We start from the raw sequence: 26,650 nt of genomic DNA on the forward strand, positions 1-26,650 counted from the left end.
CTATACAAGGATGGAAATGTAAAGTATACTCTGAGCAGACAAACGAGGTTGCTTGGGAGGGAACGAAAGAAATGATGCTTGAGGGCAGCTTGAAGACTGACAGGCCATCATCTGTATTATTTAACGTAGAGGATCCAGCGGATTGGTTGACGTTCACGTTCGAATACGAGGGCGAGGGCGGATGGCGCACGTTTACCCTTCGCGATCCTAGCGGAAGAGTACGGTTTACTCATTTGAACTGCAATAACAGCAGATCGGCTGTCATTCATCGTAATTATGAGGATACGAGTTTCCTGGGGGTTCCCGGAGAGATCGAGGCGGGCGAATGGGAGATTAAGTTTGTCGATCAGGAAGGCTCGCCACCGGCCTGTACGTTTACATTCGAATGGAAGTCTGGCATTGGAGACATCCCTCCCGATAGGCGCATCCCGCCAAGCAAGCGGAATTATTGGACAGAAGTGATGGAAGGCGTAGAGAACTACAAGCTGGATACATACGATTGGCATGAATGCCGGGATGAGACTGCGCGATGGTACAAAGGGGATTTCCATACGCATACCGTTCTATCGGATGGGAAAATGACGCCCGAACGCAATATGGAGCAGGCGGAGATTATGGGGCTCGATTTCTTTGTTGCGACGGATCATAATCTGATCTCCACCTCCTGGCCTCAAGGCCGCGTGCTGGTCATTCCAGGCGTTGAATATACGTCCGGCAGCGGCCACTGGAACGCGCTGGGAGTCCGCCAATGGTACAACTGGACCTATAACGCCCCGGATGGAGGCATTGGTACCGGTGAAGGAATGAACCGGCTGCTGGCTGAAGTAGGGCAAGGAGGCGGACTTCGCTCCATCAACCATCCGATGCTGACTCCATGGGCCTGGGTGTATGAAGATACGCTTCTGGAGAATGTAGATTGTATGGAAATATGGAATGATCCGACGTATTCGACGAACCCGGCCGCGACAGAGCGGGCACTCGTACTGTGGAGTACGCTTTGGAATGAAGGCTGGCGTCTGCCCGGGATCGGCGGCTCCGATTCGCATATGCTGCCCACGGAAACTTATTCCGACGGGAGTCCGCCATCGCTGATCGGCGATCCGGGAACTTATGTCTATGCGGAGCGGTTATCTCCGGCAGCCATCTTAGCCGCGGTGCAAGCAGGCCGTGTATATGTATCGCGCGGACCGGTGTTGGATGTGAAGGTTATAGTTGGAGAAGAGGAATATCCGCTCGGAAGCGATTTGACGGAAGCGGTTGCAGCTTCGGTTGATGGAGAGGTAGACATCCGCCTTGCTGTTACCGGCGCTGCTCAAGGCAGGCTGCATATCATTACGAATGGAACGGAAACATCGGTTCAGGACATACCTGAAGAGGACAGTGCGTTTGCATTCAAGCTGCAGTGGAGAGCGGCAGAGTACGAGTGGGTGAGGGCTGAAATCCGCACAGCGGGCGGTGAGCTCCTGGCATTCACGAATCCCGTATACCACGGTCAGAAGAACACGACAATTAGGACGTGGGGCGAGCTGCTCAAGAAGGCTTCGTTCGATGTGCCCGTTAATTAGTTTAGGGGATGAACGGTGAGCAGGGGTCTGCACAACAAGCAGTGCTTCCGAAGTGTCTGTTAGGCCGGTCTAATATTTCAAGATCAATGTTCACGTGACAAAGGAGGCTAATCCAATGGCAGCCATAAGGACGATGGAGCATGTGGAGATTTATAAAAATGAGGCGTACAACAGCTTTCCGAGCGTTGTTCAGCTCACAGACGGAACATTCGCGCTGGGGTTCCGGACCGCTCCGGACCGCCGTACCGCTTATGGATCCATTACGCATCTCGACGCTTCCTCGAAGGCGGTTGCGATTCACTCTGCCGATGGCTGCTCGTGGGATTCCCGCCCGGCGGTTATCTGGGATGATTATTTTCACGGCGTACAGGATCCATGCCTTAACGTACTACGGGACGGCACGTTGTTCGTTACGTTCTTCACTTGGAAGGTCTACGAGCAGGAGGATGCACCGGCCAATCTGAGACCGGGCACCTGGCACCGTCAATATGATCGTTGGATCGGCCGGCTTGCAGGTTCCTATTCCATCCGATCGACGGATGGAGGCGTCACTTGGGATCGGCCCGAGCCAATTGGTCTTGGCGATGTCGTCATTCGCGGGAATTGTGTCGAGCGGAGCGATGGGTCGATTCTAGCGCCGCTGTATATCCAGGAAGGTGATACGTCTAATGTCGTTATCGGCCGGACGACGGACCGGGGGCAAATCTGGGAGCGGTACGCAACGGTTTCCGGCTTCGCGGGAGAGTATCATTTTCATGAGCCGAACCTGTATGAGACGGAATCCGGCAAGCTTGTCCTATTTATACGAAGTCAGAAGAAGCAGCCTGGAGAGGGGCACTTGGCATCGCCATTGTTTACCGCGGAGTCGACCGATGGCGGGCGGACATGGACAGAGCCGCAGGCTTGGCCGATCTATTCGCCGAGCCCCTTTCATGTGCTGCGTCTGACGAATGGGAATGTATTGTTGAATTATGGCTATCGGTACAAGCCGTATGGCATTCGTGCGATCGTGCTTAACGCAGAATGCACGAATATCGGTACGGCGGCCGAAACCGTCATCCGGGATGACGGCTTGGGATCCGATATTGGATACACCAGTGCCGTGCAGCTGTCAGACGGACGGGTGCTTATTGCTTATTATTTCTACAACGAAAGTGACGGAAATCGGTACATTGCCGGATCGCTCTGTCAAGTGGAGTAGTCAGCGGCCAATGCCGCATCCGTATACGATGAATATAAAACGCACACAACCCGCCTCATTCGGAGGCGGGTTGTGCTGTATCATCCAGATAGATAGAGTTCCTCTATAATGATTAATGAAAGGTACACCGTGTGGAGCAGGAAGAATGATTCTGGAGATGCGTTAGCGGTCGCCTTTGTTCCCGGATATCAACCTATAAATAGAATTCAAAGAAATCCGGGAACAACAGCGATCGTAAGAACATTCTGCCTGCGCAGCGGTTGTGTCATTCATTAGGCCTGCTCAGGGACAGCAAAGCTCATAATCTGATTCGCCCGCTGCGTAATGGTCGCTACGGATACGTCGTATTTGTCAGCCAACTGGGCTTTCGTGATTTCATGGCCATTCATGGAGCAGATGCATTGCTCCAGTGCTGCAGGGAACACGCCTTCTTTTTTAATTACTGGCATCTCAGCCGTGGAGTAATCATTCCATAGCCGAATCGTTTGATCCACTTCAACCACCGGATACAAATCCTGCGTCTGGTTGTAGAAATTAAGTGCCGTTTGTTGGTACACTTCGTTCTCCCAGGATAGCTCTTCTTGAATAAGCTGGGGAATGGAAGGAGCAGCTGATGGCGTCGTAGGAATAACTGCCGCTGGTGCTGGTGCTGCAAGGTTCGTCGCATTCTTATTCAGACAACAGCGCTTGTATTTAATCCCGCTGCCGCAATAACATGGTTCATTTCTTCCTAACTTCTGCATTCAATTACCTCCGTATGCCTGTACAAGCTATCCCAATAAGGTAACAAAAAATTGGAATGTGATCAAGGGAACATATTGGAATATATTGATATTTCAGGTGGATCGTCTGTGAAAAACCTCTATTGCATTCCATCCGCGAAGGTGATGGATCACCCTGCCCAATCACGGCGCAGCGTGAACAGATCCTTCAATTCATCCGTTGAAAGCTCGGTAATCCAGCCCTCTGAATTGGCTATTACATTATCGCTCAGCTGCTGTTTCGACTCCAGCATCTCGTCAATTCGCTCTTCCAGCGTACCCAAGGAAATAAATTTATGCACCTGTACGTCCCGGGACTGGCCCATCCGGTAAGCGCGGTCCGTTGCCTGGTTCTCAACCGCCGGATTCCACCAGCGATCGAAGTGGAAGACATGGTTGGCGGCTGTAAGATTGAGGCCTACGCCTCCCGCCTTGATCGATAGAATGAATACGCTCGGCTGCTCGCCAGGCGGTAATGTACGGGATTGAAATTGGTCAATCATCCGGTCCCGTGACAATTTGGAGGTACTTCCGTTCAGGTAGAGTATGGGCTCTTGAAGCTCCTGCTCCAGCACCTGCTGCAGCATCTGACCCATGCCAATGTACTGGGTGAAGATCAGGCAGCGATCGCCCTCTTCCCGAAGCTCCTTCACCATGGCAAGCAATCGCTCGAGCTTGGATGAACGGTTAATCAGCATCTCGGTATCGAGAGGGCTTCCGCTCGCCGCTGACCCTTCCGGAAGGGCTTCCTTGGTAAGCAGCATCGGATGATCGCAGAGCTGCTTCAGATGGGTAATCGCAGCCAGAATGGCTCCTTTACGTTCGATCCCCTCAAGCTTCTGCATGCGTTCCATCAGATCATTCACGGTCTGATCATAGAGCGCGCCCTGCTCGGCTGTGAGATGAATATAGGTCTTCATCTCGTTCTTGTCCGGCAAATCGAGCTGGATAGCGGGATCCTTCTTCTTGCGGCGGAGCATAAACGGCTTGACCAGCTTCTGCAGATCCTTCGTGCGCTGCTCGTCCTGCTCTTTCTCGATGGCATTGGCGAACCGGTTCTGGAAGCCGCGCATGGTGCCCAGATACCCCGGATTAATAAAGTCATAGAGGGACCAGAGCTCAGACAGCCGATTCTCGATTGGCGTACCGGTAAGCGCAATACGATGCCTGGCGGGAAAGCTCCTCACGGCCGTCGATTGCTTCGTTTGTGCGTTCTTAATATTCTGTGCCTCATCTAAGCAGATGGTTGCCCAAGTGAATGCCTTCAGCAGCTCCTGATCAAGCGTAGCAGTGGCATAGGAGGTTAAGATAATATCTGCCTGCTTCGCGTCCTCCCAGAACGCCTCCTCGCTCTGACGTTTGCTCCCATAGTGAAGCATCACCGTAAGGGTAGGAGCAAACCGGCTTAACTCCTTCTGCCAGTTACCCAGAACCGAAGTGGGACAAATCAGCAGGGAAGGGGAGCCGGCCTCCTGTGCTCCGTACGCTTCCTTCACATGCAATAAATAAGCAATGAACTGTACGGTTTTACCCAGCCCCATGTCATCCGCCAGACAGGCGCCGAGTCCAAAGCGGCGTAAGAATGCAAGCCAGGCGAACCCGTCGCGCTGATAAGACCGAAGGTCTGCACGCAATCCGGCGGGCGCCTCGAGCGCCGGCCATTCCGCCTGCTGGCCAAGCTGACTGATGAGCTTGACCAGATGCTCGTTCAGCTCGACTTCCAGCTGGATACGGGCAGCCTGCTGCGGCTCATCCGCCGCACCGCTCTCCGGTTCATCTGCGCTCCCCAGCAGGTGCAGCTGCAGAATATCCTGGAAGGATAGCCCCTCCATATTATCAACGCCCGACATTGCCTGGCGAATTTGTGCCAGCAGCGCCGGGTCCAGCGGAATCCATTGACCGCGAAAGCGGACCAGCCGTTCATTGCGGGCGACCAGCTCGGCGAACTCGCTCTCGGTAAGATCGGTTTCACCGATGGCAATCCGCCAATCGAAATCAACGAGCGACTGCAGTCCGAATAGGGAAGCGCCGGCACTGCCTGCACTGGAGCTGACCTTGGCGCGAAGCCGGGGCTTCTTCCGGCTGGCTGCTTCCCACCAAGCCGGGAGGAGCACCTGCCAGCCGGCTTCAAGCAGGCGGTGGCTGTCCGCCGTCAGGAATTGCCACGCGGCTTCGTCGGTTAACGGCCTGCTTAGTACATCATCGCGGCCGCCGTTTATGAGCGCATGGGGAAGACTTGCGCGCAAGTGCTCCAGCCATCCTGTGGATCGCTCTTGTATATAGGTGGACCATTCTGCGGGCCATGAGCCGAAGACCTGTCCATCCTCGGCCAGCTGTGCAGCTGCAAGCAGGGCAGGGTCCCGCTTATCCTGAAGCACGAGCTTCAGACGCCACGTGAAATTATCGTCATCCGGCTCCAGCAGCTGCAGGAGAGGACGGAACGGAGCCGTGTCTGCCTTCCAGCCGACGGCAATCAGCCATCCTAGCTCATCTAAGCCTGCCGCTGCACCGCCTTGGGCAAAGAGCAGCGGGTATTCCCTGCGCAGATCTGTATTCGTTTCTTCCGTTCCATAATAGCGGTGGAAGACAGCGGCGGAGAACGCGGCACATAGACCGTCGTAAAAGCCGGCCTGCTTGGCGTACTGTTCCAATGCCGCTTGCGCTTGTGGATCTAGTGCTTCCTGATCCCATATCCACCGCAGCTTGCCGGCCTTGTAGGCGGAGAAGCTGGGTGCAAACTTCTTCTCTTCGAGGCATGCATTGAGAACAGGGGCAAGCTCTAGCAACGGTGCGGCGTCCTCATCCCACACCCACTCAACATGCTCGAGCAGTCTGCGTTCAGCGAAGAAGGGAATAACCTGCTCGGAAGGAAGGAGCACAAGCTCGACATCCTGGATCGTCTGAATCTCCAGCTCCGTTCCGTAGAAGGAAGCCTCATGCCAGGCGAACAAGCGCTGCTTCATGAATAAGCCCGGCGCATGATAGGAAGGGATCGATCCATAGATTAATGCATCGCCATGCGTGGTCAAGCTGACCTGTATCGTAATGGTATCCAAATGTAGGCTCATGATATCAATTTCCCTTTCCGAAGCTCCTCCTGCAGGGCGCGAAGCCGGCTGTAGCGTCCGGTGAACGCGGTGAGGAAGAGCTCCCATCGCGACTCCTGCTTCAATTTTCTATACAGCTTAGACAACCGCTTGAGCAGCTTCACCGCTGCCTTATAACTATCTCTGTTCTTCTGCGCGATGTATCGTTCCACCGCTTGATGATAGAACGGCAAGAGCAGCTCCGGCGCTTCCTTCTCAATCGGCTGCAGGACGCCGACGCGAAATTCCAGGGGCTCATTGCCCGTACTGAGCTGATAATCGATCCACTGCCGCCATTTGCCATATGTGAGCAGGGACTCGACATAGATGCTTCTGGAATAGGGGGACAAGCGGTCATAGGCTTCCCACATGGACGCCTCTGCTTCAGGATGATGCTGGACGGTCGTCTCCCAATAGCGCCCATATTCATTCAGGCTGTCTGCCCGGTGATTGTAGAGCAGAGAACCGGTCTCGCTTAGCCATGCTTGCAAACGCGGCCATTCTTCCGCCTTGGACAGCGCATCTAAGAGGGGATAGATGGGATTGCGCTTCATCGAAGAGAGATTATCTACCGTTCTCAGCAGTTCCCAAGCTTCCGGGTCCTGTCCCAGATTGAAGTGCATCCAGACTTGAGCCAGCTTCCATTGCAGCTGGGAGGGTGTACTGCCATGTGCTGCAGCGGCTGACTTCAATTGCCGCAATTCTTCTTCGTATAGCTCCTTATTGCGTGCGCTAGGCCGGATCCAGTTCTCCCACATCCGATAGTAGAGGTCAGAGAAGTAGAAGAGATTCTGGGCTTCCGTCAGCATCTGACCGCGTACGTAGTCCAGCGTCTCCGTTACGCGCAGCCAATGGCCTGGCTCTGTCGTGACGGCAAGCTCTTCTGCGAAGCATCGCCCGAGTGCTTCCTGCACATCATCCGCTGCCACATGTGTGTGATACCCCATATATACACTGGAGGATTGACTCCACGTTTGCTGAGATTGCCTCAAGAGCTTCTCTAGGATGAAGAGGTGAGCATGAAGGTTGAACAGCTGTTCCATGGCTGGGGAAAGCGGAGGCTTAATGCCATTTATCGCGGTGAGCGCGATCTGGACATAGTGACCGTTAGGCGTATGATTCGCCATCGGGGCGGTGCAGCGTGCAAACAGCTTATGCCACTCTAATATGGGCAAGGCGAGCATTGCACGGGCTTGCTCCTGGAGCTCGGCAAGCTCCTTCGCTTGCCTTGCCCGATCTGCCGGATTGGCTTTGCCACTGGATGCGGTAAGAGGCGGGGACTTCGCCGGTTGTTGAAACGCGGCGTTCGTTTTGGCATTGACGAGTGCGTGAATGGGCCGCCCTTGTTGATTGGCATAGTCGAGGAGAACGGCAAGCATATGTTTACAGCACGTTCCAACCGGACACGTGCAGTGGCTGACTAATAAGGCGTTGAGCTGGAGCGATACGCGATAGTTCTCGGTTCCTTCGACGATCGCGTCAATATGTTCGCTATCGGGCATCGTCAGCCGGTGGACACGCCCCTGTTTATAATATTGGAACCCTCGCATAATCGTAACATCATTGAAATCCTCCCCCACATCACGAAGGAGCTTAAGCCATTGCGTATCATCCATAGCGTAGATTGGTTTCATAATCGCATAGTCTCCTGAGAACATATAGTCGTATTTCAACCTTTTCATTATACCATCGCAGGACGGATTCGGCGCAGTTGAAACTCATATTTGCAGGATAGGCAATAATTGTTCAAAACTTTGCAAGCTCGTGTGAGATAGATCACATAACGATGCCCTAGGGGGGTTCTATAATGATGAATAGTTGAAAGGGGCTGTTACTGTGGAAGCATTGGAATTGGCCAGATGGCAGTTCGGCATTACGACCGTCTATCACTTTTTATTTGTTCCGCTGTCCATCGGGCTGGCGTATTTAATCGCGTTTATGCAAACGATGTATGTCATCAAGAAGGATGACAAGTATAAGCGGATGACGAAATTTTGGGGGAAAATCTTTCTTCTGAATTTCGCGGTGGGCGTCGTAACCGGTATTATTCAGGAGTTTCAATTCGGAATGAACTGGGCGGATTACTCCCGGTTCGTAGGTGCCGTGTTCGGCGGTCCCTTGGCTGTGGAGGCGTTGGTCTCGTTCTTCTTGGAGTCCACGTTCCTCGGGATCTGGATCTTCGGATGGGATCGCTTATCCAAGAAAGTCCATCTTGCCTGTATCTGGCTGGTGGCGATTGCGGCTACGCTGTCGGCGTTATGGATTCTGAGCGCAAACTCATTCATGCAGGAGCCGGTTGGCTATGAGATTGTGAACGGCCGTGCCGAGATGACGAACTTCTTCGCGCTGCTTGGCAATAAGCAGCTGTGGGTGGAGTTCCCGCATGTGATCTATGGCGCATTAGCTACAGGCTCCCTGTTCGTAACGGGAATCAGCGCGTACAAAATGCTGCGCAAGCAGCAGGTCGATCTATTCAAAGCCTCGTTCTCGATCGGCATCGTGGTAGCGCTGGTGTCCAGCTTGCTGACCGCCTTCGCCGGCCATGACCAAGCGCAGCATCTGATGAAGTCGCAGCCGATGAAGATGGCCGCCTCCGAAGCGCTCTGGCATACGAGCGGGGAAAGCGCGCCTTGGACGGTTATCGCCTCCATTGACCCGGCCAAGCAGGAGAACGGCTTTCAGCTGGAGGTTCCTTATGCGCTGAGCATTCTTTCCTACAACAAGCTGACCGGTAAAGTGCCCGGCATGCTGGAGCTGCAGGCGGAGTATGAAGCCAAATACGGGCCGGGAAATTATATCCCGCCGGTACGGACGACGTTCTGGAGCTTCCGCATCATGGTGGCGGCAGGAATGGGCATGATTCTCCTCAGCTTGTTCGGAACGATTGCCGTCGTGCGCCATAAGGCGGAGACGTACCGCAGATATTTAAGATGGATGCTGCCCGCGATGGCGCTGCCGTTCATTGCCAATTCGGCAGGCTGGATCATGACGGAGGTCGGGCGCCAGCCGTGGATCGTGTTCGGTCTGCAGAAGACCGAAGACGGCGTGTCGCCTCTGGTATCGGCAGGCATGGTCGCTACCTCATTAATCGGCTTTACGTTGGTCTACGGTATATTGGCCTCGGTGTTTATCTATCTTGTCGTGCATACGGTGCGCAAGGGTGCGGATGCGGATGTGGACGCCGATGAGTCCCACGGCCAGAACCATACGCCGAATGCCGGTGTAACTCCGACGGCTTCGTTATAGGAAGCGGAAGGATGAAGACTTAACTTGAAAGCGAGGCGGAAAAAAGCGAATGCTGGAAACCACATGGTTTATTCTGATTACCGTGCTGTTCGTCGGATTTTTCTTTCTGGAAGGCTTTGATTTCGGCGTGGGCATGCTGACGCCGATCCTGGGCAAGACCGATACGGAACGCAGGGTGATGATTAATACGATCGGCCCGTTCTGGGACGGCAACGAAGTATGGCTGATTACGGCAGGCGGCGCGATGTTCGCGGCCTTCCCGAATTGGTACGCGACATTGTTCAGCGGCTTCTATATGGCGTTGTTCCTGATGCTGCTCGCCTTGATCGGGCGCGGGGTTGCTTTCGAATTCCGCAGCAAGCTCACGAATCCGAAGTGGCGCTCTACCTGGGACTGGGTCATCTTCTTCGGCAGCCTGCTGCCCGCGTTATTGTGGGGTGTCGCCCTTGCGAACCTCATGAGGGGGGTTCCGGTAGATGCGAATATGAATTACGTCGGCACCTTCTGGGACTTGATCTCCCTCTACTCCGTAACGGCCGGAATCAGCATCGTTCTCTTATTCCTGCTGCACGGAGCGCTGTTCCTCTCGTTGAAGACGGAAGGCGTGCTGCGCGAGCGGGCAAGGGCGGTTGCCCTCAAGATCGGCGCTTGGACGAGCGCGGTGCTGCTGTTGTTCGTCGTATTGAGCTACTTCGAGACGGACATGTTTACATCCAAGGGCTTAAGCCCGGGTACCGTCCCCGTTCTGGCAGGACTGGCATTATTGTCCGTACACTTCTTCATAAAAGCGGGTCGTGACGGCTGGGCATTCATTATGACGGGAGCGACCATCGTATTGTCGACCATTACGGTCTTCATGCTGCTGTTCCCGAACGTAATGATCTCCTCGCTTAATCCGGAATGGTCGCTCACGATTTATAATGCGGCTTCGAATGCCTATACGCTGAAAGTCATGACCGTCGTGGCATGTACGACGATCCCGTTCGTGCTGGCCTATCAAGCGTGGACATACTGGGTGTTCCGGAAGCGGGTTAGCAGCACCGACCACCTGGATTATTAGGGATAACCGTTATGATCAAACAACTGTTCAAACAGGTGCAGGGCACCCGCAAGCTGTTCGCGGCCAGCGTTCTATTCGGAACGGCAGGCGGCTTGCTGCTGATCATTCAAGCCGTATACATCGCCAGGGTTACGAACGGAGCTTTCCTCGGCGGGCAAAGCCTTGCGGCCTTGCTCCCCGCGCTATACATGCTGCTGGGCGTAATTGGACTTAGAGCCGTTCTGCATGCAGCAGGCGATTATGCGTCGACGCAGATGGCGCAGCGGATTAAGAGCGATCTGCGCCTCCGCCTGGTTCGCAAGCTTGCCGAGCTCGGACCGGATTACGCCAAGGGCGAACGGAGCGGGGAACTGATCAACACGGTCTATGAAGGCGTCGAGCAGCTGGAAAATTATTTGGCGAAGTATTTGCCCCAAGTGGCGCTCTCGACGTTCATTCCTGCGGCTGTGTTCGCCGTCGTCGCGGGAACCGACTGGTTGTCGGCAGTTATTTTCGCCGTGACGCTGCCCCTGCTGGTCATCTTGATGATTCTGATCGGCAAGGCGGCCAAGTCGAAGACGGACCGGCAGTTCCAGCTGCTGGGCCGCCTTGGCGGGCACTTTCACGAAATGCTGCGGGGCTTGCCGACGCTCAAGATGTTCAACCGCAGCCGAGCCCAGATCGACATCATCGCGCGAATCAGCGAAGAGCACCGCCGTTCCACGATGGGGACGCTGCGGCTGGCCTTCCTGTCCGCGCTTGTCATGGAATTGTTCGCGGCGTTAAGCACTGCGATCGTTGCCGTGTTCCTTGGGCTTCGTCTAATCGAAGGGCATATCGGCTTCGAGCACGCCTTCCTGGTGCTGCTTCTGGCTCCGGAATTCTACACGCCGGTCAGAACGCTGGGGACGCAGTTCCACGCCGGGATGAACGGCGTGAGCGCAGCGGGGCGGATCTTCGATATCTTGAGCACGGAGCCTCCGGGATGGGTGGAGAAGGAAGGGGCGGTTACGCTATCGCCGCAACCGGAAGGATATCGCATCACGTTCGAAGATGTCACCGTCCATTATCCCGGTGAAGCCCAGCCGGCGCTGTCCCATATTTCGCTCACCCTCGAACCGGGCGAACGTATCGCTTTGGTCGGGCCTACAGGCGCAGGGAAGAGCACGCTGCTGGATCTGCTGCAGGGCTTCATCCAACCTACTGCAGGGCGCATCCTCATTGAAGGTATCGATATATCGCGCATCTCTATGACATGGTGGCGGAAGCAGCTGTCCGTCTTGTCGCAGAGACCCCATCTGTTCCATGGTACAATCGGCGATAACATTCGGATAAGCAAGCCGGATGCAAGCGGGGCTGAGGTGGCCGCAGCGGCGGGGGCCGCTCAAGCGGACGTCTTCATTCAGGCACTGCCGCATCAGTACGACACTCCGCTCGGGGAAGCGGTCAGGCTGTCCGGCGGTCAGGCGCAGCGGATCGCGATTGCGAGGGCGTTATTGAGAGAAGCGCCGCTGCTGATGCTGGATGAGCCGACGGCGGGACTGGATGTGGCTAATGAAGCGGCGATCACGATGTCGCTTAAGCCGCTGCTGAAGGGACGCATGTCCATTACGGTTGCGCACCGGCTGGACACGATTCGGTCGTCGGACCGGATCGTAGTGTTGGCTGGCGGACGGATCGTCGAAGCGGGTTCAGCGAAGGAGCTCCTTGCTGCCGGAGGTCTGTACGCCGATATGGTAACAGCCGCTCATTCCGAAGAGGCAGCATACGCTGGTGCTGAACATAGTGGCGTTGAATCCGCGGCAGCTTCCGGCCGTTTGGGCTCGCAGCAGGAGGAAGATGCACAGATTCTGGCGCCTGCGGCTGCCGTCGAGTCATCCGTCACACCGGCTGGAAGACGGAAGACGTTTCTCCGTCTTCTGCAATTCGTCCGCCCGCACAAATGGTGGGCGCTGCTCGCCGTACTGCTTGGATTTGCGACCGTCGCAACCAACGTCGGCCTGATGGGGACCTCAGGCTATTTGATCGCCAAGGCGGCGCTTCGGCCGGAAACGGTTCTGCTGCTCTATATCCCGATTGTGGGTGTGCGATTTTTTGGAATTTCGCGTGGCGTATTTCGTTATGTGGAACGGCTTGTTTCTCATGATCTGACGTTCCGAATCTTGAAGCGTCTAAGGGTATGGCTGTATGAGCGTCTTGAGCCAAGAGGTGTGGAGCTTCTCGAGAATAAACGCAGCGGGGATCTGCTGGGCTCTGTCATCAGCGATGTGGAGCAGCTGCAAAATTTCTATCTGCGCATTATCGCACCTCCGCTTGTTGCCGCTCTGACGGTGCTGCTCGGCTTCGCCATTATGGCGAATTATGATCTTCAGCTCGGATTGCTGCTTGTGGGCATGCTGCTCATGGCGGGCATGGTTATCCCGTGGCTAAGCCACCGGATGGGGCGCAGCAGCGGGAGGGACTTCGTTGCGGCACGTTCGGAAATATATGAAGAAACCTCCGATCTATTGACCGGGCTGCCGACGCTGATCCTGTACGGACAGGCTCAACAGATGGAAGAACGCATTCTTACGATTCAACGCCGCTTGGATATTCATCAGAAAGAGCAGAACCGGATTGCAGCCTTCACGGGAGGATCCATGGTCGGCCTCGCTCATCTAACGATGTGGCTGATGCTGCTTACGGTTATTCCGCTAACGGTATCGGGTCATATCGACAGCTATATGATTCCCGCGCTGGTGCTGGTCGCGTTCGCCTGCTTCGAAGCGATGATGCCCCTGCCGTTGTCGTTCCAGCTGTTCGGGCAAACCATGTCCGCTGGCGATAGATTGTTCCGGCTGGCTGACGAAGCCGCTGATCAAGCGCAATCTGCGCAATCGGCTGCGGAGGGAACACCGGATACCAGCGAGTGGACGGGGCAATGGCAGGCGAAGGTGAACGAATTGTCGTTCCGCTATGCACCTGAAGAGCCCTATGCGCTGCAGGACCTGTCGCTATCTCTTGTTCAAGGAAAGCAGGTTGCGATCGTTGGAGAAAGCGGAGCCGGGAAGAGCACGCTGCTGCAGCTGCTTCTGAAGCTGCGTACCTATGAGGATGGCTCCATCACAATCAATGGTGCAGAGCTGCGTGATATCGCCGGGGAGTCGGCGCGTGATCAATTTGCAGTCGTGTCGCAGAATGTGCAGTTATTCAATGCGACTGTAGCCGAGAATTTACGGCTCGGCCGTCCTGAGGCTGCGTTAGACGAGCTGCGTGCAGCGGCCCGCGTTGCGAGGATTGATGAGATGATTGAGCGTCTGCCGCAGGGCTATGACACCATCATCGGAGAGTGGGGGGCGAAGCTGTCCGGAGGCGAACGGCAGCGGCTTGCGCTGGCGCGGGCGCTCGTCCGTCAAGCGCCGGCGATCCTGTTTGACGAACCGGGGACGGGTCTCGATCCGTTAACCGAGCAGGCCTTTACTGTGAACATTGAACCGCTGCTGGCCAAGAAAGCCGTCCTATGGATTACACATAAGCTGACGGGTCTGGAGCGGATGGATGAAATCATCGTCCTTCAGAATGGGATGATGGCGGAGAGGGGTGCGCATCAAGAGCTGCTTGCACGTCAAGGTGTCTATTGGAAGCTGTGGAAGCTGCAGAGAGATAGAGAGCGGACACACGGCATAACGGAAGCTCGGGAAGAGCATCGTGATCGCCTGGCAAGCGGACTATAGCACCTCAATATGGAAACGAGAAGAGACCTGCTCAGGTAAACACCTGGCAGGTCTCTTCCGTTCAACCGCTTACTTCACCGGTACTACACGCGCTTGCTCGTTCAGCTTGAGCAAATCCTCGAATTTAATAATCTTGGACCCATTCTTCCTGTCCAGCCCTAATTTTGGTGGAAACATGTCGAATCACTCCCTTCTTAGTAGATCTAACTGCCTATATCTATCAGAATATCATATGGAAAATAGTGGGTCAATACTATTATTTGGATCGATTTAAGTAGAGAAGAAGTTCCGGAAAATCAGCCGAGAAGATGTTCTCTTTCCCATGGTAGCCGTCTCTTTCTCCAATAATGACCGCAAATTTCGAATAGAGCCGCGTCAGATAGGCATGATCGGCAAGCGCATTGAATTGAAATTTCCGCACATGACTATTTTCCTGCGCCATATGGTTCGCCAAATGTCGAAAGCCTCTTAGAAACGTACGGCTGCTGCGATAGGTCTCCAGCATAATCACGGAGTCAATGAAGGCAATCTCGCCGCCTTGCTGTTCCTGTCCGCGCTCGTTTAAATACCGGTAGCTCACCCAGCCGATCGTGGTCTCATTGTCATCGAGGATTAGATGTATATACGCGTTGCCGGCCGTTGCCAGGATATGCATGAGGGTATCGATTAAAGTGAAATCGCGGCTGAAATCGCTTTGGTTCCGGATGAAGAAGAGGGCATATTCGGCCAAGTCCTCATCGGTCGTACACATTCGAACATGGGCTGCTCCCATCGTATAAGTAACCTCCTACTTTCGTCGCTCCGCCAGCGTTTGCCTGACGCGGGAATCGATCTCGGGATATTTGGATAGGACATAGTCCAGCACCTTGCGCTGCAGGGTGAGAAAGACACTTGGCGTCAGCGTCGTGACATCGGCAGTTCGCGGCACGTTTTCGAGCAGCGCGATCTCGCCAAAGTGATCGCCGTCATCCAAGACGGCCAAGCGAATCCGCTCTTGCTCCGCATCCGGAGAACGCCTGGTAACCTCGACCCGGCCGCGGGCGATCAAATAAAACTTCTCGCCTTGATCGCCCTCATAGATCACAGGCTGTCCTGCGGCGAATGTCTCCGTATTGAACAGGCCTTTAATTTCCTTCAGCACACTCGGCTCCATCCCACGGAAGAAGGGCAGCCTCGACAGCCGCTCCTCATCAATCTCCGCTTCCTGACCGCTGGAAGAGACGGATAGGCCGCTCTGCTTGTCCCACAGCTCCTTGTAGTACCCGCCGTTCATCAGCATCTGATGATGATTGCCGCTGTCTACCAATTTCCCTTGGTCGAATACGAAGATTCGATCCGCTCCGGTAATCGAGGCCAAGCGGTGCGTGACCGTTACGACGGTGCGGTCGCGCGACAATTCGCCGAATGTCCGGTTGATGGAAGCCTCGGCTATCGGATCCAGCGCGGATGTCGCTTCATCCAGCAGCAGGATCGGAGGGTTTCGTAAGATGGCACGGGCAATCGCGATGCGCTGGCGTTGACCGCCCGAGAAATTATTCCCTTCATCCAGAACGGGCGTGTGATACCCTTCCGGCAGGGTTTGTATGAAATCATGGATTTCCGCACGCTTAGCCGCTTCGATAACGTTTTCCAAGCTCGAATCGGGCTGGCTGATGCGGATATTGTCCAGAATGGTTCCCCGGAACAAGAAGTTGTCTTGGAAGACGATGCCCATTTGTTCTCTTAAGGAGCGGCGATCCAGGTCCCGCAGGCAGCTTCCGTTGATAAGGATCTGTCCGGCGTCCGGTTCATAGAAGCCGAGAATGAGCTGCACCAGCGTGCTCTTGCCCGAGCCGCTGGATCCGACGAAGGCGGCTGTTGTTCCCGGCGGAATATGCAGCTCAATCTGCTTCAGTACCGCTTGCTCCTCCGAGTAACCGAACGTTACCCCCTCAAAGCGGATGTCAGGGCGCTTGTCCTCCCGCTGGGGAAGCGGAGCCTCGCCGCTAGCCTCCGGTGATTCATCAAGCAGACGCCCAATGCGTTCCATGCTGACCGCTGCATCGGTGAAGGCCGGGATCGCGAAGGTCAGGTTAAACACCGAATTGCCCATGGAGGTATACATCGTGAAGAAGGCGACCAGCGCACCCACGGTAATATATCCCTGAAGCGCCAAATACGAGCCAAGCCCAATGATGGCGAAGTTAATGAGCAGCAGACTAATCATCGGAATGCGCTCCAGACTGGCCGAGAGCACATTCTTCTTATACTGGATGACGAATAAGGACTGCAGCCTTGTTGTGAATTTATCGATCATCGCCTGCTGCAGGTTGAAGCCTTTGACGACCCTTTGCGCTTTAATGTTCTCATGCACCTCTCCGGTCATCAAGGAGAGCTGTTCTTTGTAGGCGGAGTCGGTAGCCTGAGCGCGCCTGCCCAGCAGATACGGTCCGGTAAAGATAGCAATTGCGCCGACGAGAATGCAGACCGCCATGCTCCACTGCAAATAGAATAAGACGACGGTAGTAATGATCACGACGGACAAGGATTGGATGCCGACGGTTAGAATAACGCTCATCGATCTGTCGATCGAAGGCAGGTCGACGGAAAAATACGAGACAAGCTCGGAGGAACGCGACTTCTGGAAGAACCCGATATTCATGCGCTGAAGGCGGGAGAAGAGGAGCGCCCTCATGTCCTTCTGCACGAGGGAGGTCAGCTTGGCTAACATGTAGTCGCTCATAATGCCGGCGCCGAAGCCGATGAAACCGGCGATGCCCAGTACAGACAGAATGAGATAAAACATATTCATGTCCTTAGGTACAATGGCCAGGTCCACCATGAATTTGAAGGTTAACGGAGCCAGAGACACGAAGGCGAGATCCAGGAACAGTCCCACGAAGAAGAGGGAAGCCAGAAGCTTGTACGGTCGCATATACGCGAATATGTTCTTGATTACGATCAACATGGAGGTTCCCTCTTTCTAGGTTTCGAAATACATCAGATGGCGGAAGCGCATGCCATAGTCATGCCAGTGCGCAAGGGATGCCCGGTACTCGTCAATGGATCCGAGGGCGGTATCCATGACGGCCTCCCGCTTGGCCAGCTTGGCGCATAACCGGCGCAGCCCATCCTCGGCAGGCGTCCAGAAGCGGAGCTCCGTCACGTTCTTATCCGTCTGTTCGAGGAATTGTGTCAGGTACTGGATCGCTTCTAGCAGAAGGCGGGTTCTGCGGTGCTGCTCCACGATGAATATCGTTTGAATTTGAACGATATGCGTATCCTGATAGTTGTTGTCGCCCGTTCCATAGATAAAACCGAGCGCCCCGGCAATCTCATCGTCGCTGTCGAAGAACAGGATCGCATCTTCTTTCATTAGAATGGGACTGGCGATGAAGCTAAGCGAAACCGGGAATGGGTAAGGGAGGTTTAATTCCTTGTAATGCTCGAGCATAAAGGAGATATATCTCTCTTGATAGCGTGCGGTAGCGCATAGTTGAAAATAATAGTTCATGTACGGGTACTCCTCCTTGAACTGGCGGTGACGATGCGAGCAATACGGGGATTACGGCGGCAGGAATAGCAGTAGGCCAAAGGCCGTGCCCCATTAATCAGGAGACACGGCCTTGTATACCTCGCTATGCAGCAGCATGTGTCTAAATGGTTGTTTAAGGAATCGCTATGACAAATTCTACTATTTGTAACATTAGTATAGCGGAAATAATTTCGTCATACCTATTTTTTTTTGCGTTGAAATTACTTTCTGGCATGGTCGACCGCGGTTTGCACGTAAGCCTTCAGCGTATCTATGAATGCCCGGGCGGCAAATCCCAGGTATCTGTCCGTACGATAGATCATGCAGATGTCCTGGCTGGGTGTGGGGTCTACTAGAGAGAGGATTGCAATTTCCTTCTTATTGAGACCTTCCAGCAGTAAGCGGGGCAGCACGCACGCGCCTATACCTTGCTCCACCAGTGAAAGGAGGGAAGATAGTGTAGTGGTTTCAATATGCGGCTTCAAGCGAAAGCCTTCCTGCATGCCATAGCGGTCAACCAGCTGTCTGACCTGATGATCGGCAGCGAACATCACCAGCTTCAAGTGCTGCAGCTGGTTGAATGCAAGGGTCTTCTCCTTGGCGAGAGGATGGTCCGTCCGGACAGCCAATGCAAATTCCTCGTGAAATAAGGGGAGCACGGTCATTCGTTCGTCCGGTGCCGGCGTCGTAGTAACCCCGATATCCACAGTTCCGGCTGTGACCTGCTCCGGGACCTTCGTAGATTCGATAACGGATAACGATAGGTTCGGGTAGGTACGGTGAAATTCAACAAGCAAGGCGTCGAACAGCAGATCCGCATCGCCGGTCAGGACCCCGATCGTCAGCGACCCGCCTTGAAGATCCTTCATCTCTGCGATAGCGCCGCGCGCAAATTCAATATGCGCAAAGACATGGCGGCTCTGCTCCAGCATCACTTTTCCCGCATCCGTCAAGGCAATGCGTTTCCCCATGCGATCGAACAGAGGAACACCCAGCTCGGCTTCCAATAGCTTAATTTGTTGGCTGAGGTTGGACTGGGTCGTGCAGAGCTTCTCAGAAGCTCTTGAAAAATGCAATTCATCGCAAACGGCAATAAAGTATTCCAGCTGTCTAAGCTCCATCTGAATCTCTCCGGTCATCATCGTTTTTACTTATCATTATAATCGGAAACTCGTGATTGTTGGTTATTTTTGACGGGGGTATACTGTACTTGTCGGCAGGTACTGGTCCATATAAAGAGAAAATGAATGGAGGAATTCATATGTCAGTTAACATCATTAACACGGCTAAATCGGTTCGTCAAATCACCTTGCATCAGGTTCAATCGATTCCCGAGGAGCTGTTCGACCACCAACCCGAGCCGTTCAACAATACGATCCGCTGGAATGTCGGACACATCGTCTTTTGCTTGGATCACTTTCTCTCCGGATGCTTTCAATCCAGCTCTCACCTTCCTGAGAGCTACGCAGGTTTATTCCATACGGGGACGAAGCCATCGGAATGGAGCGTTACTCCACCATCGAAGGAAGAGCTCCTGCAGCAATTGTCCGCACAGCTGAATCGCATCTCCGAGGTAGAGCCTGCCGCGCTGGAGGGGCTGCTCCCATCGCCGGTCACAATGGGGCCGCTGCGTTTCGAGACGGCCGGAGAGCTGTTTAACTTTGCCTTCATTCATGAAGCGATCCATCACGCGACGATTTCATGCTTATTGAAGGTCATCCGGCACAACCAACACTGAAGGTTTCTGCATATGAAGAAAGCCGATAAGGAGGCGGGAGGCTCTTATCGGCTTTATTTCATCTGATATCACTTTTTAGGAGGACTTAGAGGTGTGAATGCCTTTGGCTACATAATAGATAAAGCCGAATATCACGCCGATTCCAGAAAACGTATAGATCATTGTGAAAACTTTACCGAGGCTCGTCTGCGGTCCCAGATCTGAGCTGCCTACTGTAGTCAGTGTCATGACGCTGTAATAGAGCGCGTCGAGGTAGGTGAATTTCTCGATCTGGTGATAGAACAATGTGCCGGAGAGCAGGATGAACACAGTTAGCCAAAATAGCGTTCGAAAGGTCTTTTCCTTGAAGGCATGCCAGACGCCGGTCAGCATCTTTCGGAGTGTCAACACAAATGAGATCATGGGAATCGCTCCAATCGGATGAAATCAGTATACAGCATAAACGAAGAGCGGGAGCCTGTGCGCTGCCTCGTTCCAAAGCGGCTTCCGGGACTGCGCTAAGTTGAAGAGCTGCGGATCCATGTGAGCAGCTTCTCCAGCCACTGGGCATCCAGCTCCATCCGGTTCAGGGCGTGCTCGTAGATGAACTGAACCGTTTCTTGCGGCTTCTGCAGGAGACTATTCCAGCCGTCGTGATTCTTATTGATCTTCTTACGCAGCTTCTCGATCGATTCCTCAAGCAGGAAAGAGATCTTATCTTTGTCGGCATGCTTCAAGAATGTGAGAGGGGCGTATAACGATTTGATATCGGTGAAGCGTTTGAAGCTGTTATAGATTTCTTGCTGCAGCGCCTCTCGCCCTTTGTCTGTGATGCCATAGGTTGTCTTATCGGGACGATGTTCGTCGCGAATGATCTCGATCTTCTCAATGTACTGCTTCTTGAGCAGCACATCGAAATTATAGTACAACGTTCCATCGCTGATCTTCAGAACTTCTTCTAATTTAATCCGCTTAAACATCTTCTTAATGTCATAGGGATGATGATAATCCTCGCATAACATGCCTAATATGAATATTTGAAGCGACACAGCCGTACCTCCGCTCTTAAGGACGAGGGTGCCGGCTTAAGGCCGCATAATTCCAGCCAGCAGGCAGACGCGCCCATCCTTGTCTATAGCTCGCCGGCGGACCTAGGCCTCAGCACCCGTGGTCCTTCTTGTTTTAAATTGGACAATGATCGCGCCGATAGCCATTGCTATTATAGTCAACAGTGATAATCCAAGCAAGTAGCCGCCAGTTCCGCCTCCGCCGAAGAGTAGGTTGTAGTCCAGATGGACACTATAGAACATAACGGAGATATGGCTCAGAAACTTGAAGATACCCGGCATCATCTCCTGTGACATGACGGCGCCGCTGCTGATGGTTTGTGCAAGCAATAGAGGCAGGTTGAGCAGCATGCCTCCTTGACCCAGCAGCAGGACGAAAATAGACGTAAACTCGATGGCACCAAGCATCTCAAGTGCATGCATGAGCCACATTTGGACAAACGCGACCGCTCCGTATCCCCCTTGAACACTGAAATATATAAGGAGGCCGACCAGCGGCGCTACCAGAGATACGAGAATGCTAACCCCCTGCAGTGCGACGAATGCTTTCCATCGTCCCCGTTCCTTGATCAGAGGGCCCATAGCACCGACAGCGAGCATAGAGAATATCATCGCACCGACATAGGAGCACATGGTCAGGAACATCGGGGCCATCTGATTGTGCATGCCGGCCGGCATCGGATTGGTAAGAACGGTATTAGCAACGATGCGGGAAGGAATGTCTTCCGCAATCTGCTGAGCCTGATCATCCGGCACATGCAGGCCTTTAAGAGCACCGGCCGCATATTGAATGGAGAATTGATCATTAAGCTTGCTTGTCATTTGTGAGATCACTTGCTGCAAGCTGCTCGTTACCATCGCGGGATTGGATTGATTCATCGTAAAGTCCAGCTGCAGGGTGTCCCCCTGCTGCATAAGCTCCGAGAAGTTCTCCGGAATATGAAGAAGCAGTTGAATATCCCGATTCTCAAGCTGCTTCTCTGCCTCCGTTAAAAAGCTCTCTGTGGTGATATGAAACGGGAGCTGCTCCTGCAGCTGCTTGGAGATTTCTTTCCCGTATTGCTGATCTTCATTCACGATCGCGATGGTCGTTTCCGTGATGTTCTTGGGAATTGCGCTATAGCCGTACATGAAAATTCCGATCATTATAAATTGATAAAAGATCGTCATAACGATTCCGCCAATAACAGCTTTGTTCTTCAATAATGCTTTCATACTTCCCATTCCTGCACCTCTTCATTCGTATAATAGAGATTAATACTCTATTTATTGTACTCAAAATAATGTACTCTAATTAGAGTAGTAATGAGAAATTATAATCGCCATCCTGCCTCATGTCAATTCTCAATATATTCATTCGCTTGACGGCTCACATTCCATGACAAAGGGTAATGATGAACAATACGATTAGGAGGTGGAAGGCATGAAAGAAGAAACAAAGCGGGAGAACGGAGAAGCGGTAGAGGAGATCGTAGCCCAGAAGCAAGGGAATAGTTATGTGCTTATTGGAACGGGAGGCATGCCAATCGGAGAAATCACTTACAAGCTTGTGGATGTGGATACCTGGCTGATCGACCATACGCATGTCGATTCGCAGTACAGGGGACGCGATCTGGGAAGGCAGCTGCTTGATATGGTCGTCCATGATGCAAGAGAGCAGGGAAGAACCATTATTCCGTCTTGCTCTTACGTGCTTGCACAGTTCAAGCGGCATTCCGAATATGAGGACGTTTGGGAGAAGAGAGATACGGGCTATGGGGATCCGTACAGCACCAATAGCATTACCTTGCCCAAATCCTGAGTATGGACAAAAGCGCGAATGGCTCCCGGTCTGCAGTGCGGAAGAGACGGTATATGCCGTTTCTTCCAGGTGCCCCGGCTTCTGTCATAACCACAACTGAGGGCACATAGGATTCATTGAAAGCCTATCCGTCCGGATATGTCAGTGAACTTATGATGAGAGAGGTGTCGTTATGCAGAATTCGGTCTCGCCTGATCCGCAGCCCGATCCAAACGATGTGCAGACGAACAAAGTGATGGCCATACTCGCCTATATCTTATTCTTCCTGCCGCTTCTGGCCGCCAAAGACTCCCCGTTCGCCATGTATCATGCCAATCAAGGGCTGGTGCTGCTCTTGGCTTCGGTTGCGGTCAATATTGTGCTAAGCATTATTCCGATCATAGGCTGGATTCTTCTCCCCTTCGCGAATCTAGCCGTCCTCGTCTTCGTCATTATAGGGATGGTTAATGCGGCTAACGGCCGAATGAAGCCGCTTCCGCTCATCGGGACGGTTTCCATATTGAAATAGTCCCAGTCAGGCGACTGGCCTGCTCATCAAAAAAGAGACCTCCCGGGTCTCTTTTTTGATTTTATTTTGCATGATACATGGCATTGAGGTATGATCTTCTCATTCTATTTTGATCTGCGATCAACTACCTCTGAAGGAGGACGACATGATGATTCTTGAGACGGAAAGGCTAGTCCTCAGGGAGTTTGCCTTAGAGGATGCCGCAGCTGTTCATGTGTATGCAGCCGATCCCGTTGTAGCCGCGCATATGAGCTGGGGGCCTAACACGGAGGAGGAGACTTGGGATTACATGCAGTACGTGACTCAGATGCAAGGCGAGCAGCCCCGCACGGGGTTTGAATTGGCCGTGATCCTGAAGGAAACCCAAGCCTTAATCGGGGGTACGGGTATATTCATCAATTCACCCGGTCAGGGGGAGATCGGATACTGCTATAACCCTCTCTACTGGGGGCGTGGATATGCAGCGGAAGCAGCCGCCGCTCTGCTGCGGTTCGGGTTCAATGAGCTTGGTCTCCATCGGATCTTCGCAACCTGCAGGCCCGGCAATACGGGTTCCGCCAAAGTCATGCAGAAGCTCGGTATGAAGTATGAGGGACATCTGCGTGGCCATATGCTGCATAAGCAGGGCAGATGGCTGGACTCCTACCAATATTCGATACTGAAGCCGGAGTATGAGCAGCTTCAAACACTTGCTTAATCAGGTTTATCTTATACCCCATGAAAGGCCGTGCCCGCAGGTTGGGCACGGCCTTTTGTGAGCTTAGCTCGTACAGCCGCTATACTGGAACAACCTTGCTCCCCTTCTCCATGGCTGATTTGCACAGCGGGCACGGTTTAGAGGTTAATTTCGTTTCCTTGTAGCCCTCGATTCTCGTCCAGGCGATACAACCGGGACTTGTGCATACCCAAGCCAGAACCGTTTCCATGTCCCCGACTGGCTTGGAACTGTGACGGTTGACTTTAGGTAGGACGGACTTTACGGCTGTGGAATCAGCTTGTCCGTCCGTCTGCTTGAACGCAGCTAGAACAAATTGAGAGATCGCCGCTTTCTTGCCTCGATATTGAGAAGGGGAGCTGATATACAGCTCCTCGCGTGCGCGGGTAACGGCCACGTAAGCCAGCCGCCGCTCTTCCTCCAACGCTATAGAACTCTTCTGGCTGCTGCTCTCCTTTGTGTAGACATCCTTCATCCGATCGGCATCCAGAGCCGAACTGTGCGGCAGGCTGCCATCTGAAGCTCCGATCAAGAAGACAACCGGAAACTCCAGACCTTTGGAACGATGGATCGTCATCAAGGCAATGCGGTTGCCCTGCTCTTGAAGCTTCTGGCGGGTCTGATCGCTATTCTTCGCCAGGACATCGTCAATGAATGCAATGAAGGCTTCAATCGTATCGAACCGCGTGGCAGAGGTTTCCAGCTCATCAAGTAGCTCCTTCAGCATCTCTTTGTGCTGGGTTAATTTATGCCGCTCGCTTGCTTCCGCGTAAGCGTCATAGAAGGTTTTACGAATATGAATAATGGCCTGCGCCGGCTTCATGGGTAAGAGGGATTTGATCAATGCCAGACGATCCTTGATCTTGTCCTTCTGATAGTCCTTCAGGTCAGGCAAGGACAACAGATGGATGAGCGGCCCTTTCTTGGGCCGTGCCGCATCCTGCCTGCGAATGATCTCCATACCCTTCTCGCGATTCAGGTAGAGAGAGGGCAGCACGCTCTCCATCGCATCGAAGTTTCGTCTGTTTAAGGTGAGCCGCAGATGGTCGACAACAGGCTTGATGAGCCAATGCTCATACAGCAGCTGTCCATCTCCAAAATCGATATGCGGAATTCCCCGCAGCACCAGCTGCTCCAGAATAGCGCGACTATTGCTGGATGAACGATAGAGAATAGCGTAGTCCCCGTACGACCGTATTCCCTGCTGAACCTCATGTAGAATGTGCGTTATAATTTGACCGGCTTCGTCGTCTGTCGTATGCGGCCGCATATATTGAGGCTTGGCCGCGCTTTCCTTCGTTGCTTGCAGGGTCTTGGGCCGCCGCTGCCTATTGTGACGGATAATTTCGTTGCCGAGGCCGACAATCGCGGTCGTAGACCGATAGTTGATATCGAGCGTAATGACCTTCGCGGCCGGATAATTCTTCTCAAAATGAAGAATAAACTCGCTTCTTGCCCCGTTAAACGAATAGATCGTCTGATCATCGTCGCCGACGACCATTAAATTCTGCTTGGGATCGGCAATCATCCGGATTAATTCATATTGAAGATAATTGGTGTCCTGAAACTCATCGATCATGACATATTGAAACCGCTGCTGCAGCGACTGCAGCAAGTCGGGCCGCTGCTTCAGCAGCCGATAAGCGGCGAGCAGGACATCGTCAAAGTCGATCTTGCCATTCTCCTGCTTCCACTGCTCATAACGGGCGAAGATGCTCTTGATTTCCCTCTCCCCATCCGTAGCTGTCGGCAGCCCGTCCAGGTCGACAATGTTCATCTTGTAGGAGGAAAGGAGGGAGAGCAGCGTCTCGGGCTGGTAAGTGTCCTGGATCCCTAATTCGCGCATGATTTGCTTCAATAAAATATGCTGCCGCCGGGTTTCGTGGAAGATATCCAATTGGTTGCCATGTCTACGGATTAACTGCAGGAAGAAGGAGTGGAAGGTTCGGGCCTGAAGCTGCTGGACAGCCGAGGCGGAGAGACCGGGCAAACGCGCAATGCGGTCTCTCATCTCCGCGGCCGCTTTGGTCGAGAACGTCAACAGCAAGATGGCGCTGGGGGCGACTCGATGAACGGTGAGAAGATAGCCTGTCCGGCAGATTAAGACGGATGTCTTTCCCGAGCCTGCGCCTGCAAGCGTCAATAAAGGACCCTTATAATGCCGAACGGCTTCCAGCTGCGGCTTGTTCAACACCAGCCCGTTCTGCTCCAGGACGCGGAAGAAGTCCGCATCCCGATCCTGAGTGTGTTCCTGCGGGGCCGCCGAGTGGGAGGGAGCCATTGCCGCATGTGGGATAGTAGCCCCGGTCGTGCCGAATGGCAAAGTGGAGAAACGCTGTATGGTCATCGAATTCACCTTCTAGTTATATCTTCAGCTAATCAGTTTTGAGTGTAACCGCAGCAGCATGCTGGAGCAGGGAGCGGGCTCGGCAGCTGTAACGGTAGAAATGGGCGTTACAGCGGACGCGTGGCCCTGAAGTGCAAGCTGTAACGCCCATTATGGGCCTAACAGCACAAATATGCTGGATCAGGGAATGGACTTGGCAGCTGTAACGGTAGAAAGCGGCGTTACAGCCGCCGCGGGGCCCTGAAGTGCGAGCTGTAACGCCGCTTTTGGGCCTAACAGCACAAATATGCTGGAGCAGGGAACGGGCTTGGCAGCTGTAACGGTAGAAAGCGGCGTTACAGCCAACGCGCGGCCCTGAAATGCAAGCTGT

At 53.6% G+C, this 26,650-nt stretch carries 21 protein-coding genes; 9 read left to right on the forward strand and 12 right to left on the reverse strand.

Annotated features, from left to right (window positions below; genetic code table 11):
- Positions 1–71 precede the first annotated feature (71 nt).
- On the forward strand, positions 72–1,565 hold the full coding sequence (locus tag NNL21_RS26915; RefSeq protein ID WP_204821316.1) for a CehA/McbA family metallohydrolase: 1,494 nt from the start codon (positions 72–74) through the stop codon (positions 1,563–1,565).
- 115 nt (positions 1,566–1,680) lie between these two features.
- The gene (locus tag NNL21_RS26920) at positions 1,681–2,766 is read left to right on the forward strand and encodes a sialidase family protein (RefSeq protein WP_204821315.1); all 1,086 of its coding nucleotides are present in this window, start codon (positions 1,681–1,683) and stop codon (positions 2,764–2,766) included.
- 272 nt (positions 2,767–3,038) lie between these two features.
- Here NNL21_RS26920 and NNL21_RS26925 read toward each other — a convergent pair whose 3' ends face one another.
- The 3 genes from NNL21_RS26925 to NNL21_RS26935 all read right to left on the reverse strand — a co-directional run bounded on the left by NNL21_RS26925 (position 3,039) and on the right by NNL21_RS26935 (position 8,247).
- On the reverse strand, positions 3,039–3,509 hold the full coding sequence (locus NNL21_RS26925) for a YecA family protein (protein WP_204821314.1): 471 nt from the start codon (positions 3,507–3,509) through the stop codon (positions 3,039–3,041).
- A gap of 149 nt (positions 3,510–3,658) precedes the next feature.
- Complete coding sequence (locus NNL21_RS26930) at positions 3,659–6,595, reverse strand: DEAD/DEAH box helicase (RefSeq protein WP_204821313.1); 2,937 nt, start codon at positions 6,593–6,595, stop codon at positions 3,659–3,661.
- On the reverse strand, positions 6,592–8,247 hold the full coding sequence (locus tag NNL21_RS26935) for an SWIM zinc finger family protein (RefSeq protein WP_204821312.1): 1,656 nt from the start codon (positions 8,245–8,247) through the stop codon (positions 6,592–6,594). The genes NNL21_RS26930 and NNL21_RS26935 overlap by 4 nt, the downstream gene beginning before the upstream one ends.
- Before the next feature lie 202 nt (positions 8,248–8,449).
- On the opposite strand from NNL21_RS26935, the gene NNL21_RS26940 reads away from it, so the two are divergent.
- Genes NNL21_RS26940 through cydD form a run of 3 tightly spaced genes read left to right on the forward strand, consistent with a single transcriptional unit; the run spans position 8,450 to position 14,611 of the window.
- Positions 8,450–9,859 (forward strand): cytochrome ubiquinol oxidase subunit I, encoded by a 1,410-nt coding sequence (locus tag NNL21_RS26940; protein ID WP_204821311.1) that lies wholly within the window; start codon positions 8,450–8,452, stop codon positions 9,857–9,859.
- Between the two features lie 49 nt (positions 9,860–9,908).
- A complete protein-coding gene (gene cydB, locus NNL21_RS26945; protein WP_204821310.1) occupies positions 9,909–10,919 on the forward strand; it encodes a cytochrome d ubiquinol oxidase subunit II in 1,011 nt (336 codons plus the stop codon).
- A gap of 11 nt (positions 10,920–10,930) precedes the next feature.
- On the forward strand, positions 10,931–14,611 hold the full coding sequence (gene cydD, locus NNL21_RS26950) for a thiol reductant ABC exporter subunit CydD (RefSeq protein WP_204821309.1): 3,681 nt from the start codon (positions 10,931–10,933) through the stop codon (positions 14,609–14,611).
- Positions 14,612–14,867: 256 nt separating this feature from the next.
- Here cydD and NNL21_RS26955 read toward each other — a convergent pair whose 3' ends face one another.
- The 4 genes from NNL21_RS26955 to NNL21_RS26970 all read right to left on the reverse strand — a co-directional run bounded on the left by NNL21_RS26955 (position 14,868) and on the right by NNL21_RS26970 (position 19,246).
- Positions 14,868–15,383 (reverse strand): GNAT family N-acetyltransferase, encoded by a 516-nt coding sequence (locus tag NNL21_RS26955; protein WP_204821308.1) that lies wholly within the window; start codon positions 15,381–15,383, stop codon positions 14,868–14,870.
- 15 nt (positions 15,384–15,398) lie between these two features.
- A complete protein-coding gene (locus tag NNL21_RS26960) occupies positions 15,399–17,558 on the reverse strand; it encodes an ATP-binding cassette domain-containing protein (protein WP_204821307.1) in 2,160 nt (719 codons plus the stop codon).
- A 15-nt stretch (positions 17,559–17,573) separates the two neighbouring features.
- Entirely contained in the window at positions 17,574–18,104 is a 531-nt protein-coding gene (locus NNL21_RS26965; RefSeq protein WP_204821306.1) for a hypothetical protein, read from the reverse strand.
- Between the two features lie 242 nt (positions 18,105–18,346).
- The gene (locus NNL21_RS26970) at positions 18,347–19,246 is read right to left on the reverse strand and encodes a LysR family transcriptional regulator (RefSeq protein ID WP_204821305.1); all 900 of its coding nucleotides are present in this window, start codon (positions 19,244–19,246) and stop codon (positions 18,347–18,349) included.
- Positions 19,247–19,386: 140 nt separating this feature from the next.
- On the opposite strand from NNL21_RS26970, the gene NNL21_RS26975 reads away from it, so the two are divergent.
- On the forward strand, positions 19,387–19,863 hold the full coding sequence (locus NNL21_RS26975; protein ID WP_204821304.1) for a DinB family protein: 477 nt from the start codon (positions 19,387–19,389) through the stop codon (positions 19,861–19,863).
- A 75-nt stretch (positions 19,864–19,938) separates the two neighbouring features.
- Here NNL21_RS26975 and NNL21_RS26980 read toward each other — a convergent pair whose 3' ends face one another.
- The 3 genes from NNL21_RS26980 to NNL21_RS26990 form a co-directional block, all read right to left on the reverse strand.
- Positions 19,939–20,265 (reverse strand): potassium channel family protein, encoded by a 327-nt coding sequence (locus NNL21_RS26980; RefSeq protein WP_204821303.1) that lies wholly within the window; start codon positions 20,263–20,265, stop codon positions 19,939–19,941.
- 95 nt (positions 20,266–20,360) lie between these two features.
- A complete protein-coding gene (locus tag NNL21_RS26985) occupies positions 20,361–20,891 on the reverse strand; it encodes a PadR family transcriptional regulator (protein WP_204821302.1) in 531 nt (176 codons plus the stop codon).
- 102 nt (positions 20,892–20,993) lie between these two features.
- Positions 20,994–22,133 (reverse strand): YhgE/Pip domain-containing protein, encoded by a 1,140-nt coding sequence (locus NNL21_RS26990; protein ID WP_256555502.1) that lies wholly within the window; start codon positions 22,131–22,133, stop codon positions 20,994–20,996.
- A gap of 199 nt (positions 22,134–22,332) precedes the next feature.
- On the opposite strand from NNL21_RS26990, the gene NNL21_RS26995 reads away from it, so the two are divergent.
- The 3 genes from NNL21_RS26995 to NNL21_RS27005 all read left to right on the forward strand — a co-directional run bounded on the left by NNL21_RS26995 (position 22,333) and on the right by NNL21_RS27005 (position 23,915).
- Entirely contained in the window at positions 22,333–22,710 is a 378-nt protein-coding gene (locus NNL21_RS26995; protein ID WP_204821301.1) for a GNAT family N-acetyltransferase, read from the forward strand.
- A 172-nt stretch (positions 22,711–22,882) separates the two neighbouring features.
- Positions 22,883–23,218 carry a DUF4870 domain-containing protein gene (locus tag NNL21_RS27000; protein WP_204821300.1) on the forward strand — a complete coding sequence of 112 codons (336 nt, stop codon included), beginning with the start codon at positions 22,883–22,885 and terminating at the stop codon, positions 23,216–23,218.
- A gap of 145 nt (positions 23,219–23,363) precedes the next feature.
- Entirely contained in the window at positions 23,364–23,915 is a 552-nt protein-coding gene (locus NNL21_RS27005; protein ID WP_309145358.1) for a GNAT family N-acetyltransferase, read from the forward strand.
- A gap of 79 nt (positions 23,916–23,994) precedes the next feature.
- Here the strand turns inward: NNL21_RS27005 and NNL21_RS27010 are convergent, their stop codons facing one another.
- Both NNL21_RS27010 and NNL21_RS27015 read right to left on the reverse strand, forming a co-directional pair.
- Entirely contained in the window at positions 23,995–26,280 is a 2,286-nt protein-coding gene (locus NNL21_RS27010) for a UvrD-helicase domain-containing protein (RefSeq protein WP_204821299.1), read from the reverse strand.
- 180 nt (positions 26,281–26,460) lie between these two features.
- Positions 26,461–26,650 (reverse strand): hypothetical protein (locus NNL21_RS27015; protein ID WP_256555503.1); only part of this gene is annotated, 190 nt, incomplete at its 5' end.

This window comes from Paenibacillus mendelii, from assembly GCF_024498075.1.
Taxonomy (GTDB): Bacteria; Bacillota; Bacilli; order Paenibacillales; family Paenibacillaceae; genus Paenibacillus_Z; species Paenibacillus_Z mendelii.